General features: G+C 51.1%; 14 protein-coding genes and 1 pseudogene. 11 read left to right on the plus strand and 4 right to left on the minus strand.

Annotation, left to right across the window (positions count from 1 at the left end):
- Positions 1 to 40: 40 nt before the first annotated feature.
- Both BLV50_RS33580 and BLV50_RS23000 read right to left on the minus strand, forming a co-directional pair.
- Positions 41 to 169 (minus strand): annotated as a pseudogene (locus BLV50_RS33580) (TetR family transcriptional regulator); the annotation flags it as partial.
- Positions 166 to 891, minus strand: coding sequence for an MBL fold metallo-hydrolase (locus tag BLV50_RS23000; protein WP_177031245.1), 726 nt, complete (start codon positions 889 to 891; stop codon positions 166 to 168). The gene BLV50_RS23000 and the pseudogene BLV50_RS33580, both read right to left, overlap by 4 nt.
- A 435-nt stretch (positions 892 to 1,326) precedes the next feature.
- On the opposite strand from BLV50_RS23000, the gene BLV50_RS23005 reads away from it, so the two are divergent.
- Together BLV50_RS23005 and BLV50_RS23010 are read left to right on the plus strand one after the other, a co-directional pair.
- A complete protein-coding gene (locus BLV50_RS23005; protein ID WP_063566196.1) occupies positions 1,327 to 1,791 on the plus strand; it encodes an Rrf2 family transcriptional regulator in 465 nt (154 codons plus the stop codon).
- Positions 1,792 to 2,040: 249 nt separating this feature from the next.
- The gene (locus BLV50_RS23010) at positions 2,041 to 2,667 is read left to right on the plus strand and encodes a nitroreductase family protein (protein ID WP_063566195.1); all 627 of its coding nucleotides are present in this window, start codon (positions 2,041 to 2,043) and stop codon (positions 2,665 to 2,667) included.
- Positions 2,668 to 2,782: 115 nt separating this feature from the next.
- Here BLV50_RS23010 and BLV50_RS23015 read toward each other — a convergent pair whose 3' ends face one another.
- A complete protein-coding gene (locus BLV50_RS23015) occupies positions 2,783 to 3,466 on the minus strand; it encodes an S-layer homology domain-containing protein (protein ID WP_063566194.1) in 684 nt (227 codons plus the stop codon).
- Between the two features lie 325 nt (positions 3,467 to 3,791).
- On the opposite strand from BLV50_RS23015, the gene BLV50_RS23020 reads away from it, so the two are divergent.
- The 6 genes from BLV50_RS23020 (at position 3,792) to BLV50_RS23045 (ending at position 10,830) form a co-directional block, all read left to right on the plus strand.
- Positions 3,792 to 4,847, plus strand: coding sequence for a lactonase family protein (locus tag BLV50_RS23020; RefSeq protein WP_090810219.1), 1,056 nt, complete (start codon positions 3,792 to 3,794; stop codon positions 4,845 to 4,847).
- Between the two features lie 248 nt (positions 4,848 to 5,095).
- Positions 5,096 to 6,970, plus strand: coding sequence for a rhamnogalacturonan lyase (locus tag BLV50_RS23025; RefSeq protein WP_090810221.1), 1,875 nt, complete (start codon positions 5,096 to 5,098; stop codon positions 6,968 to 6,970).
- Positions 6,971 to 7,449: 479 nt separating this feature from the next.
- Positions 7,450 to 8,529 carry a sulfate ABC transporter substrate-binding protein gene (locus BLV50_RS23030; RefSeq protein ID WP_063566192.1) on the plus strand — a complete coding sequence of 360 codons (1,080 nt, stop codon included), beginning with the start codon at positions 7,450 to 7,452 and terminating at the stop codon, positions 8,527 to 8,529.
- Between the two features lie 82 nt (positions 8,530 to 8,611).
- Positions 8,612 to 9,448, plus strand: a complete 837-nt coding sequence (cysT, locus tag BLV50_RS23035; protein WP_063566191.1) for a sulfate ABC transporter permease subunit CysT — start codon at positions 8,612 to 8,614, stop codon at positions 9,446 to 9,448.
- A 40-nt stretch (positions 9,449 to 9,488) separates the two neighbouring features.
- A complete protein-coding gene (gene cysW, locus BLV50_RS23040) occupies positions 9,489 to 10,364 on the plus strand; it encodes a sulfate ABC transporter permease subunit CysW (RefSeq protein WP_090810224.1) in 876 nt (291 codons plus the stop codon).
- Between the two features lie 226 nt (positions 10,365 to 10,590).
- Complete coding sequence (locus BLV50_RS23045; RefSeq protein ID WP_062322628.1) at positions 10,591 to 10,830, plus strand: YezD family protein; 240 nt, start codon at positions 10,591 to 10,593, stop codon at positions 10,828 to 10,830.
- Between the two features lie 144 nt (positions 10,831 to 10,974).
- Here BLV50_RS23045 and BLV50_RS23050 read toward each other — a convergent pair whose 3' ends face one another.
- A complete protein-coding gene (locus BLV50_RS23050) occupies positions 10,975 to 11,895 on the minus strand; it encodes a hypothetical protein (RefSeq protein ID WP_090810225.1) in 921 nt (306 codons plus the stop codon).
- Between the two features lie 218 nt (positions 11,896 to 12,113).
- Between BLV50_RS23050 and BLV50_RS23055 the strand changes: the two genes are divergently transcribed.
- From BLV50_RS23055 to BLV50_RS23065, 3 genes are all read left to right on the plus strand, one after another.
- Positions 12,114 to 12,527: a GNAT family N-acetyltransferase gene (locus BLV50_RS23055; RefSeq protein WP_079695807.1), complete on the plus strand. Its 414-nt coding sequence runs from the start codon at positions 12,114 to 12,116 to the stop codon at positions 12,525 to 12,527.
- A gap of 264 nt (positions 12,528 to 12,791) precedes the next feature.
- A complete protein-coding gene (locus BLV50_RS23060; RefSeq protein WP_090810227.1) occupies positions 12,792 to 13,424 on the plus strand; it encodes an NAD(P)-dependent oxidoreductase in 633 nt (210 codons plus the stop codon).
- A 65-nt stretch (positions 13,425 to 13,489) separates the two neighbouring features.
- The gene (locus tag BLV50_RS23065; protein WP_177031240.1) at positions 13,490 to 15,157 is read left to right on the plus strand and encodes an NAD(P)H-hydrate dehydratase; all 1,668 of its coding nucleotides are present in this window, start codon (positions 13,490 to 13,492) and stop codon (positions 15,155 to 15,157) included.
- Positions 15,158 to 15,213: the final 56 nt, after the last annotated feature.

Consider the following 15,213-nt stretch of genomic DNA (forward strand, 5'->3'; position numbering starts at 1 on the left):
CCTGGCGAAGCCCGGGAAGACCGTTGATGTGGTTGTAAAGCGACGGGGAGCGCACATCCAGCCGCTGGGCCAGAGCGGCCAGTGTTAGCGAATGGAATCCGTCACTGTCGGCAAGCTGGGTGGCGGCGCTTAATAGAGCGCCGCGATCCAGCCCTTGGCGGGGGCTCACAGATGCCCCCCGGCAGGGCGCAGCCGCTGCTCTGCGTCTGCTGTAGCTGCACGCATGGCCGCGGCGGGCTGACGCAGCATTCGTCCGTGCCCTACAGCGAGCACGGACGGCTCCAGCTCAGCCAGGCGCTTGGCGCTGGCAAGAGCAAGTTCACGGTTCCACGTCGCCAGCGCGGGGAACGGAAAGAGCGGGCGCAGGCGGCCGGATACGGCGAGGCCGCCGTGCAGCTGATACGCGTCGCCAGCGATGAGCACGCGGCTGCGCGTATCCATGAAGGCCATATGGCCCGGCGTATGGCCTGGGGTAGCAATGGCGACCAGGGATCCGATCCGGTCGCCGTCATCGAGCAAGCGATCCGGCCGGGTGCGGATCGCTTTGGGAACACTGCCGCGTACCGGAGTCTGTGGCTCGCCGGGAAGCAGGGAGGCGTCTCCGCCAAGCAGTGGGGCATCTCTTCTTGAGATGCAGACCTCGGCTTCAGGCAGTGCCTCCTTAAGACCATCCAGTGCACCAACATGGTCACCATGGGCGTGAGTCAGAATAATTCTGATAATCGGTTTGCCCAAGGATTGTGCAGTAGCCAAAATCCCCTTGAGACTGAATGGCATTCCGGCATCAATAAGGGTAAACCCCTCTTTTTCTTCAACAAGATATACGTTCACAGGGAAGAGGCGTGGAAGGAATGAAACTTGGACAACATCATGCTCACGTGTAATTCGCATCATTGAATCCTCCTTAAAACTAATGTTATTAGTAATATAACTAATGTCATTAGTTTTTGCAATACCCTATGTAGATTTGCTTAAAAAATAGCATTTTTTAAAATCCCAAAACACTTTACAAAAAAAGCGTTTTCAAAATAGGAATAACCGATTATAATAATCTCGTAAGCCCTTTCATATGTCTATCTTATTGGAGCCTTTCGCGAAGCGATAGGCTCACTTTTTTTGTTCTGTTCCCTCAAAACACGGAGGAACTCAACCTTTTTACTAAGCCTATGAAGGGCCTGTATATACTGGTATGACAGGGGGAATCAGGTTTTCTAACCCCTAAGTTGAGAATGTTGACAAACATAACTGTTATTCCTATAATAACAGTTATACTTACCTTGGATTGAATTTTCAGCGGTGAACGATATGCCGGGAAGGGAGTAAGTAATGAACAGTGAATTTACCATTGCTGTGCACTGTCTGGTCTTTCTGTCCATGAAGGATGAGTGTATGGCCAATAGTGAAGACTTGTCTCAAAGTGTTGGTACGCATCCAGCCAGAGTACGCAAGGTGCTTAGTGTGCTGCGGAAGCATGGATACCTGACCACCAAGGAAGGTGCCCACGGTGGTTATCTGCTCAGCCGTCCGAGTGAAGAAATCAAGCTTGGAGAACTGTACAGACTGGTAGCAGGTGGATCACTTGGTCCCAGCTGGTGTTCGGGAGAATCCGGTTCAACGTGCGTTGTTTCTTCCAATATGCAGGATGTGATGGGAAGTATCTACGATGGAGGCGAAGAAGCATTAAGCGCTTATTTTGACCGTATATCCATTGAGGATGTGAAGCATCGTATCGGTAATGGGGAAGAATGTTCTTTGTCTATGGAACCCTTGGCCATGAAGGATAGGTCGTGACAGAACTGATCGTTAACAGCTCTTCATGACCTGGCCTTGGACTGCTGCTATCAGGCATGGTGGACAAGCTATATCAGGGCGTTTGCTCCGGTTGTAAGATCCGTTGATGTTTCAGGCGATTCCGGGCATAACGTGAACACAGATGGAAGCGATCGTCTGCGCTGATGTTATTTTCGGAAGGTGAGTACTCGGTAGAGTTTGGCCTTGCGAACGTAAAAAAATAAAAAAAGAATTTGGGGAGTGGAACGCATGTCCAGCATTGAAAACAATGAAACACTTCGCGTGATTAACGAACGTCACGCTGTCAAAAAGTACGAAAGTGGTTTTGTTATGCCTGAAGCAGATCTGAACGCTATCCTGACTGCCGCTTCCGAAGCACCGTCTTCATGGAACCTGCAACACTGGAAATTCCTCGTGATCGAATCCGAAGCAGACAAAGCCAAGTTGCTGCCAATCGCTTACGGCCAAAGTCAAATCACAGACAGCTCCGTTACGATCGCTGTACTCGGAGATTTGGAAGCAAACCGCAACGCCGTGATTTATGATCAGGCTGTTGAAGCAGGTGCGATCCCGGCTGAAGTTCGTGACGCATTGGTTGGACAGATCAACGGTGCTTACCAAAATCCGCAAATCGCCCGTGACGAAGCAATCCGCAATGCATCTTTTGCTTCACAGAACATTATGCTTGCTGCACGTTCCCTGGGATATGATACTTGCCCAATGGGTGGTTACAACCCGCAACAATTGATCGAAACATTCAACATCCCTGCGCGTTATTTACCAACGTTGTTGATCACTGTAGGTAAAGCTGCAGTACCAGCTCGTCCGGCAGGTCGTTTCCCGCTGTCCGAAGTTGTTGTTAAAGGTTCTTTCTAAGACTGATTTTGGATCAGTTATCGCTATAGAGAGTAATATATATAACGTAAATAGCCGCATGTCCCCTTTAGAGGGAACATGCGGCTATTTGGTATTTAAATGATGAAGAAGGGCATTATTTCTCTGGTGTTTCCGGGATTTTCGGTGCATTGAAATCTTCCAGATACTCAATTGCGTTATACATCATAACCGCAGCTTCGGCGCGGGTAATCGTTTCCTTCGGATTGAAGTTGCCTTCTGCATCGAGTGTATTAATCTTCAAGACAAGGGAACGTTGAACAGCACCTTGAAATTCTGGAGTCAGCTCTTTTTCATCCGTGATGTCTACAGGTTTGATGTTAATCATCGGCAGGCCGCCTTTGGCTTCAATGCCCTGCATTAAGAAAAGGGTATACTGTTCACGGGTCAACGCCTTGGAAGGATCGATATCGTTGGACATCTTAATGCCATTGAATTGGGCACGGACAAAAGCATCACTGTACCATACGCCATCTTTTACGTTGGAGAAGTAGTCACTTGGCAGGGGTTGTTTGATAAAACGAATCGTGTCCAAATTCAGATGGAGGCCATCTGCAATGAGCTGGATACCCTGAGCTGTGTTTAGTTCCTGTTCCGGTTTGAACAAGCTATCACTCACGCCTTTGATTAAACCATCCTGATGTAGGGATTCAATCTTGTCTGCCCCCACAATACCTTGAATATCAGTGAATTCCGCTTGAGCGGCGTGAATCGGACCAGCGCTCAGAGAAAGGGTAAGTAAAGCTCCGGCTGTTAATGTAGCCAATATATTTTTTTTCATATCAGATTCGCCTCACTTTTCCAGGGAGTATCCCTTTGTATAAAAGTTATTTGTCCCTATAGACGACCCTATTCCTCAAAAGGTTGCTGTAATTTTCCATTGTTTTTCTACAAGAAATTCTGTTGGAATATGTGCAAAGTAAATGGACTATTGTAAGGCATTATGCTTTGTATTATGGTGAGGAAAGATAACCACTGAAGCAAAGGTCTGTGATTTGGGTAAGTACATAACAGTGGAATCAACTATTCGGGTTACAACTTCTTATAATTGCATGTAATTAGAGTGTAAGGTTAATCATTTGAATCAATAAGGAGAGAATGAGACGATGGAACCGACAGCAACGAATGAAGCTTTTTTCTATACAGGTACTTATGCATCAGCAGAACAGCCGGGGATTTTTCTATGTGCGTTAAACAAGGAAACAGGCGAGTTGCGGATTGTAAATCATATGGATGGGGTGGATAATCCATCCTATCTGGCTTTATCTCCGGATGGGAATGGTCTGTACGTGGTAAGTGAGACAGATGAGGGAGAGGTGCTGGTCTATCGCAGGGATGCCGCAACGGGTGAGCTGCACTTGATGGATCGCAAGTTAACGAAGGGCGCTTCGCCTTGTTATGTGTCTGTCACGGAGGACGGCAAGTGGGTGCTGACTTCGAACTACAGCAGTGGTAGTGTGAACGTATTCCCGGTAGGAGATCAAGGCACGCTTGAAGAGATGAGTGCGCTGATTGAGCATACAGGAAGAGGGCAGAATGATGACCGTCAAGAAGGGCCGCACGCCCACTCCATTCAACCAGACCCTTCGGGTCAGTACGCCATTGTCTGTGATCTGGGTCTGGATCAGATTATTGTGTATCGTCAGGAAGAAGGCCGCCTGGTAACGCATCGTGAGACGAATCAGCCTCCAGGCTCCGGACCGAGACATCTCGTCTTCCACCCAAGCTCGAAATGGGCCTATGTGATTAATGAATTGAGTAACACCGTTACGGCGTTCATGTATGATCAACGCAGAGGTGAGTTCACTACGTTGCAGCATATCACCACACTGCCTGAAGGACATTCTGGAGAAGGTACGGCAGCGGATATCCGTGTGTCCCCGTGTGGTCGTTTCCTCTATGCTTCCAACCGTGGGGACGACAGCATTGTGCTGTATCACATTGACCAGGAATCCGGTGAGCTGGAGGCTATAGAGTGGACTTCCACTATCGGTCAGACTCCGCGTAACTTCAACCTGCTTCCCGGTGGTATTCTGCTGGTTGCCAATCAGGACAGCAACAACCTCGTTGCTTTTCAGATTAATGGTGAAGATGGACGTCTAACACACAACGGATTCAAGCTGGAGATACCCCGCCCAGTGTGTATTGCTCCGGTAGTATAAGGTGGGATGACACAACATTCTTTGTTACGTTCAAATTCCGATCGAGCGTGTGAAAAAGAAGCATCCAAGTCGAAAGATTCATCTTTCGGCTTTTTTCCTTTTTTTCATACATAAAATTACTAAGTTAGACCTATAGATGGAATTATATGTTTAATTTAAAATGAATATATTAAAGCGCTTACATGGATGTGAGATGGCGCTACCAAGGGCATCGGGCTTACCAATTCGATTGGGGAGGCAATGGCTTTATGGGAAAACGATCGTTATGGAAGCGTACATTGCGGACCGCAGGGGTATCCCTGCTGAGTTCTGCGTTACTGGTGACTTCGCTCGGTCTTGGAAACATACCAGTCACTCATGCTGCTGGTGCCCGTCAGATGGAGTTTCTGGACCGAGGTGTAGTTGCAGTGAAGACAGGCACAGGTGTGTTTGTCAGTTGGCGGCTTCTGGGTACGGAAGGGTCGAATGTATCGTTTAATGTCTATCGGGATGGAACTAAGGTAAATGCATCGCCCATAACGAACAGCACCAACCTCCAGGATGCAAGCGGGACAAGTAGTTCCAAATATACGGTTCGAGCCGTAGTCAGTGGAAACGAACAGGCTGCTTCGGCGGCAGCGAGCGTATGGGGCAATAATTATTTGTCTGTACCTCTCAGTGTACCCGCAGGAGGCACAACACCGGATGGTGTAGCCTACACGTACAGTGCCAATGATGCGAGTGCAGGAGATGTAGACGGGGACGGCGAGTATGAACTGATTGTGAAGTGGGACCCGTCCAACTCCAAGGATAATTCCCAAAGCGGCTACACGGGTGAAGTATTTATCGATGCCTACAAATTGAATGGAACGCGCCTATGGCGAATTAGTCTGGGTAAAAATATCCGTGCCGGTGCTCATTACACCCAGTTCATGGTGTACGATCTGGACGGAGATGGTAAGGCCGAAGTGGCGATGAAAACGGCTGATGGTACGAAGGATGGTACGGGAGTAGTCATCGGGGATGCCAGCAAGGATTATCGTAATTCCAGCGGATACGTTCTGTCCGGACCGGAGTTCCTTACGATCTTTAATGGACAGACCGGCAAAGAACTTTCCACGGTGAACTACGAACCAGCGCGCGGTAATGTGTCCGATTGGGGAGACAACTATGGCAACCGGGTCGATCGATTCCTTGCTGCGATTGCGTATTTGGATGGGGAGCGGCCCAGTCTGGTCATGGCGCGTGGATACTACACCCGAACCGTGCTGGTGGCGTACAACTGGCGGGATGGACAATTGACGAAACAATGGACTTTTGATTCCAATACATCAGGTAATTCCGGTTATGCTGGGCAAGGTAATCATAATCTGAGCGTGGCAGACGTGGACGGCGATGGCAAAGATGAGATCGTATATGGCGCGATGGCGGTAGATGATAACGGCAAAGGACTCTACACGACAGGACTCCATCATGGGGATGCGATGCATCTCAGTGATCTGGACCCGGATCGTGCAGGACTTGAAGTATTCCAGGTGCATGAGACACCGTCCAATGCCGGAGTGGAATTCCGTGATGCGCGTACAGGTCAGTTGATCTGGGGCATCCCTACGACCAAAGATATTGGACGCGGCATGGCAGCCGATATCGATCCACGTTATAAGGGGGCAGAAGTGTGGGCGGATGGTGGCTTGTATACAGCCAAAGGACAGAAAATAGGGACAACCCTGCCTTCCTCCACGAATTTTGGCATCTGGTGGGACGGTGATCTGCTCCGTGAATTGCTGGACAGCAACCGGATTGATAAATGGGACTACGCCAATAGCCAAACGGTTAATCTGTTGACGGCATCCGGTGTTTCTTCCAATAATGGAACGAAGTCCACACCGAATCTGCAGGCTGACCTGTTCGGCGACTGGAGAGAAGAAGTGGTATGGCGGACCAATGACAGCTCTGCACTGCGCATCTACACGACAACAGCCGTTACGGACAAACGGATCTACACCCTGATGCATGATCCGGTATACCGTCTTGGCGTAGCTTGGCAAAATGTAGCCTATAACCAACCGCCACACACGGGCTTTTATTTGGGAGATAGCATGAGCACACCTCCCGTACCGAATATCCGGTACGCTGGCAAATAAGAGCGAAAGGGCATGGAACTCATGCCAACCCCAGAGATGATGTTACAGCGAATTAAACTTACCGCTGACAAGGGAACAACGGACTTTGGTCCGTTGTTCTTCTTTTTCTGCCATTTACACAGATATTCGGTAGAAATCGGAAAAAACGTTTGACAGTCCTATGTACTGCCCTTATGATACGTATATAACTCACTAAACAGGTAGGAATAATAAAAATGACTATGCTCTATTTGCGGAAGCAGTCATTTACAGTCACATGAGCGATCGTAACGTGAACAGAATAACGTTCTCACCGTATAGACGGAGGAACACCGCAGCGCATCATTTCTGGATGAAGCATACACGGCCTTTGGGTCGGCATGACTTTATGAGGGAGAAGTGCGCGGGGGTTCCTCCGTTTTTTGTTTTTTTTCGGTGCGTTCCATGCTGTTCAGCCTGTTGGGGTAATCTTGCAGATCCATTCGGGGGGAGTGTTATCTATGAAAAAGAGAATTCATAAGGGTATTCTGGTTGGTCTGGCATTGGTGTTAACAGGGGTACTGGCGGCATGCGGATCGGATAGCGGTGGCACGAATGCGGCAGCAACATCGGGGGGAACGGAAGGTGGCAAAGAAGGGGCAAAAGCGATCGAGCTGCTGAATGTATCCTATGATCCGACACGTGAACTCTATGAGCAATATAACAAGGCATTTGCGGCGTATTGGCTGAAAGAGAAAGGTCAGGAAGTAACGGTTAAGCAGTCTCATGGCGGTTCAGGTAAACAAAGTCGTTCCGTCATTGATGGGCTGGACGCGGATGTGGTTACTCTGGCATTGGGATACGATATCGATGCTATTGAAGATAAAGGTCTGATCAATGCGGGGTGGCAGGACAAATACGAGCACAACAGCTCCCCGTATACGTCAACGATCGTGTTTTTGGTACGCAAAGGCAATCCAAAAGGCATTAAGGACTGGGATGATCTCATCAAGGGAGATACCCAGGTCATTACCCCAAATCCAAAAACGTCCGGCGGGGCACGCTGGAACTATCTGGCGGCATGGGGATATGCGCTCAAACATAACAACAATGATGAAGAGAAGGCCAAAGCATTTGTTGCAGAGCTGTTCAAACATGCACCTGTCCTTGACTCTGGAGCACGTGGAGCGACGACTACGTTTGTAGAGCGCGGTATTGGTGATGTACTGCTTGCATGGGAGAATGAGGCTTTCTTGTCAGTTAAAGAGCTGGGTCCGGACAAATTCGATATTGTGGTGCCTTCGGTCAGTATTTTGGCTGAACCACCTGTAGCGATTGTAGATAAAAATGCAGACAAAAAGGGCAGCCGCGAAGTGGCGGACGCCTATCTGAAATATTTGTACAGCGAAGAGGGGCAGACCATTGCTGCCGAGAACTATTACCGTCCAACCCTGGACAGCGTGAAGGAAAAGTTCAAGGATCAATTCCCGCAGCTTGAGCTGTTCACATTGGACGATGTATTTGGTACATGGCGCGATACCCAGGCCAAGCACTTTAATGACGGCGGTATCTTTGACCAGATCTATGTTCCGGGCAGTTAATGCATCTGACGTCGATGATGTTGAGTGACCATGTAAGCGGCCAACCAGTCCGACCGACTGAAGGCAGAGAGGATGAACGTGCATGAGCAAGGTGATGGTGGCCCGGAGTCGCACACTGCCGGGATTCGGATTAACGATGGGTTACAGTGTGCTTTACCTGAGCCTGGTTGTACTTATTCCACTCGCAGCGCTCTTGTTTAACTCCACGGGGCTGACCTGGTCCACATTGATTGAGGTGGCGACCAATCCCCGGGTACTGGCTTCTTTCCAGGTGAGTTTTCTGACTGCAGGTGCAGCGGCCCTGATCGATCTGGTTCTCGGGCTGCTCCTGGCTTGGGTACTTGTCCGGTATGAGTTCCCTGGAAAGCGGCTGTTTGATGCCGTTATTGATCTGCCTTTTGCCTTGCCGACAGCAGTGGCGGGGGTTGCCTTAACGGCGCTGTATGCCGGGAATGGCTGGATTGGGCAGTTTGTGGAACCTTTGGGCATCAAGCTGGCCTATTCACAGGCGGGCATTACTCTCGCGCTGATGTTTATCGGGATTCCGTTTGTGGTGCGTACGGTGCAGCCGGTTTTGCAGGAACTGGAGACTGAAGTGGAGGAAGCTGCGGCTACGCTGGGAGCGGGAAGATGGCGGATATTTCGTAAGATTCTGCTTCCGGATCTGATCCCGCCGCTGCTGACCGGTTTTGCGTTAGCCTTTGCCCGAGGTATTGGCGAATATGGTTCAGTGGTGTTTATCTCAGGCAATATGCCGATGAAAACGGAGATTGCGCCCCTGCTGATCATGGCGAAGCTGGAGCAGTTCGATTATGCGGGAGCTACGGCGGTAGCCTTGCTGCTGCTGCTGGTCTCTTTTGTCCTATTGCTGATCATTAATTCACTTCAACGCTGGAGCCGCAAGGCAGGCAGAGCTTAGTGAGCAGTGAGCCAACCTAAACCAAAAGGAGGTACAGAATATGGCGGGTTCCGTTCCATTGACGCCTGCTTCCCGTGTGCGAACCGGGCCGGGGCCAAACCGTGCAACCACGGAAGCACCATGGGTCAAATGGTTGTTGATCGGATTGGCAAGTCTGGTGCTGCTCTGGCTGCTCATCTTGCCGCTGGTGATCGTGCTGATGGAGGCTTTAAAGCAAGGCTGGGGTGTCTACATCGCCGCGCTTACCGAGCCGGACGCGATGTCGGCATTGAAACTTACGCTGCTGGTTGCCGGGATTACCGTACCGCTCAATACGATATTCGGTGTGGCGGCTGCGTGGGTCATTACCAAGTTCCAGTTCAGGGGCAAAGGACTCATGATCACCCTGATCGATCTTCCTTTTTCGATCTCGCCTGTGGTAGGCGGGTTGATCTTTGTCCTCATCTTTGGTTCAAATGGATGGTTTGGACCGTGGCTGGCCGAGCATGATATCAAAATTATTTTTGCCCTGCCCGGCATTGTCATCGCAACATTGTTCATTACGTTTCCCTTCGTTGCCAGAGAGCTGATTCCGTTGATGGAGGATCAAGGCACGAGGGAAGAAGAAGCGGCGGTTACGCTTGGGGCCTCCGGGTGGCGGATATTCTGGAACGTTACACTTCCCAACATCAAGTGGGGACTGTTATATGGCATTATTCTGTGTAATGCGCGGGCAATGGGGGAGTTTGGGGCCGTGTCTGTTGTATCGGGACATATTCGCGGGGAGACCAACACCTTGCCGCTGCATGTCGAGATCCTGTATAACGAATATCAATTCTCTGCTTCGTTTGCCGTCGCCTCCTTGTTGCTGATTTTGGCTCTGGCAACGTTGCTGCTCAAGAGCTGGTTGGGTCATAAAACGATTCCCGAAAAGTGATGTAACAATCCTATATTCATGCCGATCATCTTGGTTTTGAAGAGGGTTCCGAATGAAAATGGATTTTGTTTAAACTTCATGAAAATTCGGATTGACAGCTACTGGAAGCCCTGCTAATGTATAAACCAAGTATATAGGTTGGATAAGAATGAATTATAAGTCGGGTTGGATGACAGCGCACTTGAGGAATATAGCGGGCAGTAGCCCGAGAAGAGGAGGCGGCTCTATGGCTAAGCCGTTAAAAGTGGATGAGGTATGGATGGATCGCATTGCCGGACAACTGAACGACATGGAGTTTGGCTCGTTACACATCGTTGTACATGAAGGCCAGATTGTGCAGATGGAGCGGACCGAACGCAAGCGTTTTGAAAATACGCCCTCCGGCAGCGCCTCCAAATCCGGCAGCACTGCACGAAGCAGCTCACCCCGTTCACTGCGCTCATCGAATGCAAGTGCGAAGGGATAGGCATCATGTAATCCAGGATCGAATTAGGCATAATGCAAAAAATAGTAGAAACCAAAAAGAGAAGCCGCCGATTTTGCGGGCTTCTCTTTTTGGTGTTGAATGAACTGAGTCTGATGATGCAGGCAAACCAAGTTAAAAGAAGGTTTATTTTTCGGAAATGGCTCCGGATGTGCGTGGTTTATAGAGGTTTAGCTCCATATCCAAGTTCTCATCCTCATGTGCTTCTGCAATGCTATTCAATTCCTTATCCGAATCGGTGTGTCCCGCATAGGGGCGATCACTGCGAGAAGGCGTTCCTGTCAGGCTGAAGCCAGAGATGAACAGAATGAGTTGCAATCCCAATGCGTAGGGAGCAGCAGCCAGTCCAATCAGATGAAGCAGCGAGCACATGGCAATTAGCGTAACAAGTGCTCTGGTTACTGTGCCCGATGAACCCTGTCTTGGACTGGACCAGAGCAGATAACCATAGAACACCGTGATGATCAAAGAAACGAAGCGTATCCATGGCAAAGCATTGAACCATGAATGCCAGAAAGGATACAACAGACCTTGTTGACGAAACACAAAATCAGCGATTAGGTACAGTACAGCTACTACAGCGGTGGGCTCGGCAGCTGGACGAATGACATTCCAGATCGCTCTTCCCCACTGGTCAGGATGTGCGTATCGATTCAATTCATCGGACAATGCTGCACTCTCTCGTTCCAGAGCCCTGTGCATCAATGCCAGTCGAGCGGGATCAACATCGATAATACAGCTGCGGATCTGATCCTGAAGCTGTGGAGACAGATGCACTGCGGCTCTGCAGGACAGCATAGCCGTTAATAATTCATGATGCTCATGTTCCGTTATAGCAACTTTCCGTTGTTCTTTGGCTGTGAGTTGTCCCAGTAGGGTTGTACTTATGTATAATGTATCTCGTATCGCGTGCATTCGCCTGTCCCGGCTTCGTCTGACCTCAGTGGCTGACCATACGTAGAGTCCAAGCAGCACAGCGATCATTCCGAGTAGTACCGCCACGAAGCCCGGATATGAGAATAGAGCAAGCATCCAGCGTTGAAGCACAATGGTTCCTCCTTTGCAAAAACTGTAGTGTAGCATGAAACACGGTTCACATAAGCTTTCTCTCACTATTACACAGGAATTGCGTGAATTCAAGCAGGAACAGTAGGAATTTACTGTCATAAGAAGGACCACGGCACCCATGCAAAGAAGATGTAATTTCCATGAATTTTTTTAATTCTACACATAATTATAGGTTTAATAGGAAGGGAGCATGATACATGGACCAGATCAACATTGAACACACACCGCCCTCAGCAGCAGAATACCTAGCGTTACGGAAAAGCGCAGGTCTTAGTGCGATGAGCAACGAGGGGGCGGAGATTGGGCTGCCCAATAGTCTTTTTGCCGTATGTCTGCGTGAAGAAAATGAAATCGTAGGCATGGGCCGGGTCATCGGGGACGGAGGTTGCTTCTTTCAGGTGGTGGATATCGCCGTGCGCCCGGATCAGCAGGGAAGAGGATATGGCAAATTGATTATGAGCGAGATCATGAATTATTTGCGCGAACATGTGCCTGCTCGTGGCTTGGTTAGCCTGCTGGCTGACGTTCCTGCCGATCGTCTGTACGCTCAATTCGGCTTCACCTACACCAGTCCGAAATCGGAAGGTATGTGGTGGAGACAAGGGGAATAGAGCGGAAATAAAGCGCAGTTTATTGAAAATTGAAATGAGGGAAGTATGCATGACCTCAAACTAATATGAAGTAATTGATGCTGAGCCGCATTGCGGCTTTTTTTGTGTGGAGTAAGAGGTGGAAGAGATTTTTTCGCGATGGTTTACAAGTGGGCATAGACGGTTTAAGATGGCGTGAGCCGTTTAAGGTATATAACAATGGGATTAAGTATTAAAATAACGGTAAGTTGACAAGATGATATCTACTGAAAAGAGGGATTTGATATGAAAGTTGCCATTTTTGGAGCAACCGGAGCGATTGGGAAGACGATACTGTGGGAGTTAATGGACCGCGGACATGAGGTAACGGCGATAGTTCGTGATCCTTCGAAGGTTGAGATGGAGCATGAGCGTTTGCGTGTGATAGAAGGGGATTTGCTTAACCCGGACCAGGTTGCTGATTTTACAGCAGGCCAGGAAGCCGTTGTGAGTGCCTATGGACCGAAGTTTGGTGCGGAGGAAGAGATGTTGGAAGTTACACGTTCACTAATTGAGGGTGTTCGTCGTGGAAAAGCAGGACGTTTGGTTGTCGTGGGTGGAGCAGGAAGCTTGCTTACCGATTCTGGAGAAATGCTGATGGACACACCAGGATTCCCTGAGGAAGTCAAACCATTGGCGAAGGCTCATGTCGATGCGTATAACCTGATTGAAGCATCGGATATTAACTGGACCTACATGAGTCCTGCGGCTACGATCACAACAGGAAGACGGACAGGCCTGTTCCGGGTTGGCATGAATCGTGTAATCACAGATGATCTTGGTGAGAGTTCGATTTCCGTTGGCGATTTTGCAGCGGCTTTGGTGGATGAGCTGGATGATCCGCAATTTATTCAATCCCGGTTTACAGTAGGTTATTAAAAGTTTTAGGTAAGCTAGCAATCTTTCTGTAAATTTCCGAAGAGGCCACCGGGGAGGGATGAACGTTGTTTATCGTAACCGCTGAACAGATGAGAGCTGTGGATGAGCATACGATTCAGAAGCTTGGCATTCCTGCTGTCAGTCTGATGGAGAACGCAGGCAGAGCCATCGCCGAGGAAGTTATCCGGCTGTGCCGGGAAGACGATGTTGACCACCGTTCGAAGCAGTATGGTTACTGGAACAAAAACGGGAAGCGGGCGCACACCGGGCCCGGCGATCGGCCTGCTCATGGTGGCGACATCATCGCCGATCCGGCGCTCGTGATGGAGCAACCCGGTGATCAGCAGTGGTACATGCTGATCGGCAAGGGTAATAATGGCGGCGACGGGCTGGTTGCGGCGCGCCATTTGGTTGAAGCGGGGCTCGGCGTGACTTTGGTTTACGCCGATGCGCCTGATGCGTTGCGGGGCGAAGCCGCAGTGCAGCGGGATGCCGCCGCGCAGCTCGGCATCCCTGCTCTGGTCCATGGGCGCGAAGCCGTGGACTTCAGCCGGTGCACAGGCATCGTGGATGCGCTGCTGGGCACCGGCTCGAGGGGGGCGCCGCGCGGAGCATACGCAGCGCTGATTGAGGCGGTGAACGAAAGCGGCAAGCCAGTCGTGTCAGCCGATGTGCCAAGCGGGCTCAATGCCGACACCGGGGAGGTATATGAGCCCTGCATTCAGGCCCGGGTTACCGTATGTCTCGCGCTACTTAAGTGCGGGCTGGTGCAGTACCCGGGTGCATCTGCCGCAGGGCGCATCGTGGTGCGCTCCATCGGCATTCCCGCGCGGCTTGCGCCGGAGCATGGCCCCTCGGTCCGTCTGCTGACGGAAGAGGTACTGCGCAGTGCGCTGCGCGTGGACACGGGCCGACTCCGGGCACCGGACGGCCACAAGGGCACTTACGGCCACGTGCTGCTGGCCGCAGGCAGTCTGCCGATGAGCGGCGCAGGCCTGCTCTCGGCCAAAGCCGCGCTGCGCGCTGGCTGCGGGCTCGCCACATGGGCGCTGCCCTCGGCACTGCTGCCGCATGTCATCGGCACCGTGCCCGAGCTCATGCTCGCTGCCGCCGCAGATGGCGACAGCGGCGAGTGGAACGCGGCTTCCGCAGACGCTGTGCTGCGTCTCGCCGAAAGCCGCGACGTGCTCGCGACCGGCCCGGGTCTCGGCCGCTTCAAGGGCGACACAGACTGGCTGCGCCGTCTGTGGCAACATTCGGATCGCCCGCTCGTCATCGACGCGGACGCCCTCAACATGCTGGCAGACGCTGGCCCAACAGGGCCTCGCGACTGGGGCAAACGAAGTGCGGCGACCATCCTGACGCCGCACCCTGGGGAGATGGGCCGACTGCTGGGCATGTCGACCCCCGAAGTACAGCGTGACCGAATTGGACACGCTGTACGGTACGCCCGCGAGCAGGGCGTGACCCTTGTGCTCAAGGGAGCACGAACGGTCATCGCAACGCCATCCGGCGAGGCGTATATCAACACCACCGGGCACGCAGGCATGGCAACCGGCGGTGCAGGAGACGTGTTGACCGGCATTATCGCCGGTCTGCTCGCCCAAGGGCTCAGCGCGGAGCAGGCTGCAGCCTTTGGCGTGTTTCTACACGGCCAGGCAGGGGAGAGAGCTGCGCTGCTGCGCGGTGATCCGGCATCCCTGCTCGCCGGGGATATCGTTGATGCACTATAAAACAGGGGCATGATTGGTGCCGACTCTTGGTACGTACATTCGTTACTTCATAAGCT

The organism is Paenibacillus sp. 276b (assembly GCF_900107875.1).
GTDB classification, from domain to species: domain Bacteria; phylum Bacillota; class Bacilli; order Paenibacillales; family Paenibacillaceae; genus Paenibacillus; species Paenibacillus marchantiae.

Bases quoted from the DNA above. Each gene is read 5' to 3' on its own strand.
- BLV50_RS23000 (WP_177031245.1), bottom strand. From the start codon at position 891: ATGCGAATTACACGTGAGCATGATGTTGTCCAAGTTTCATTCCTTCCA.
- BLV50_RS23005 (WP_063566196.1), top strand. From the start codon at position 1,327: ATGAACAGTGAATTTACCATTGCTGTGCACTGTCTGGTCTTTCTGTCC.
- BLV50_RS23010 (WP_063566195.1), top strand. From the start codon at position 2,041: ATGTCCAGCATTGAAAACAATGAAACACTTCGCGTGATTAACGAACGT.
- BLV50_RS23015 (WP_063566194.1), bottom strand. From the start codon at position 3,466: ATGAAAAAAAATATATTGGCTACATTAACAGCCGGAGCTTTACTTACC.
- BLV50_RS23020 (WP_090810219.1), top strand. From the start codon at position 3,792: ATGGAACCGACAGCAACGAATGAAGCTTTTTTCTATACAGGTACTTAT.
- BLV50_RS23025 (WP_090810221.1), top strand. From the start codon at position 5,096: ATGGGAAAACGATCGTTATGGAAGCGTACATTGCGGACCGCAGGGGTA.
- BLV50_RS23030 (WP_063566192.1), top strand. From the start codon at position 7,450: ATGAAAAAGAGAATTCATAAGGGTATTCTGGTTGGTCTGGCATTGGTG.
- cysT (WP_063566191.1), top strand. From the start codon at position 8,612: ATGAGCAAGGTGATGGTGGCCCGGAGTCGCACACTGCCGGGATTCGGA.
- cysW (WP_090810224.1), top strand. From the start codon at position 9,489: ATGGCGGGTTCCGTTCCATTGACGCCTGCTTCCCGTGTGCGAACCGGG.
- BLV50_RS23045 (WP_062322628.1), top strand. From the start codon at position 10,591: ATGGCTAAGCCGTTAAAAGTGGATGAGGTATGGATGGATCGCATTGCC.
- BLV50_RS23055 (WP_079695807.1), top strand. From the start codon at position 12,114: ATGGACCAGATCAACATTGAACACACACCGCCCTCAGCAGCAGAATAC.
- BLV50_RS23060 (WP_090810227.1), top strand. From the start codon at position 12,792: ATGAAAGTTGCCATTTTTGGAGCAACCGGAGCGATTGGGAAGACGATA.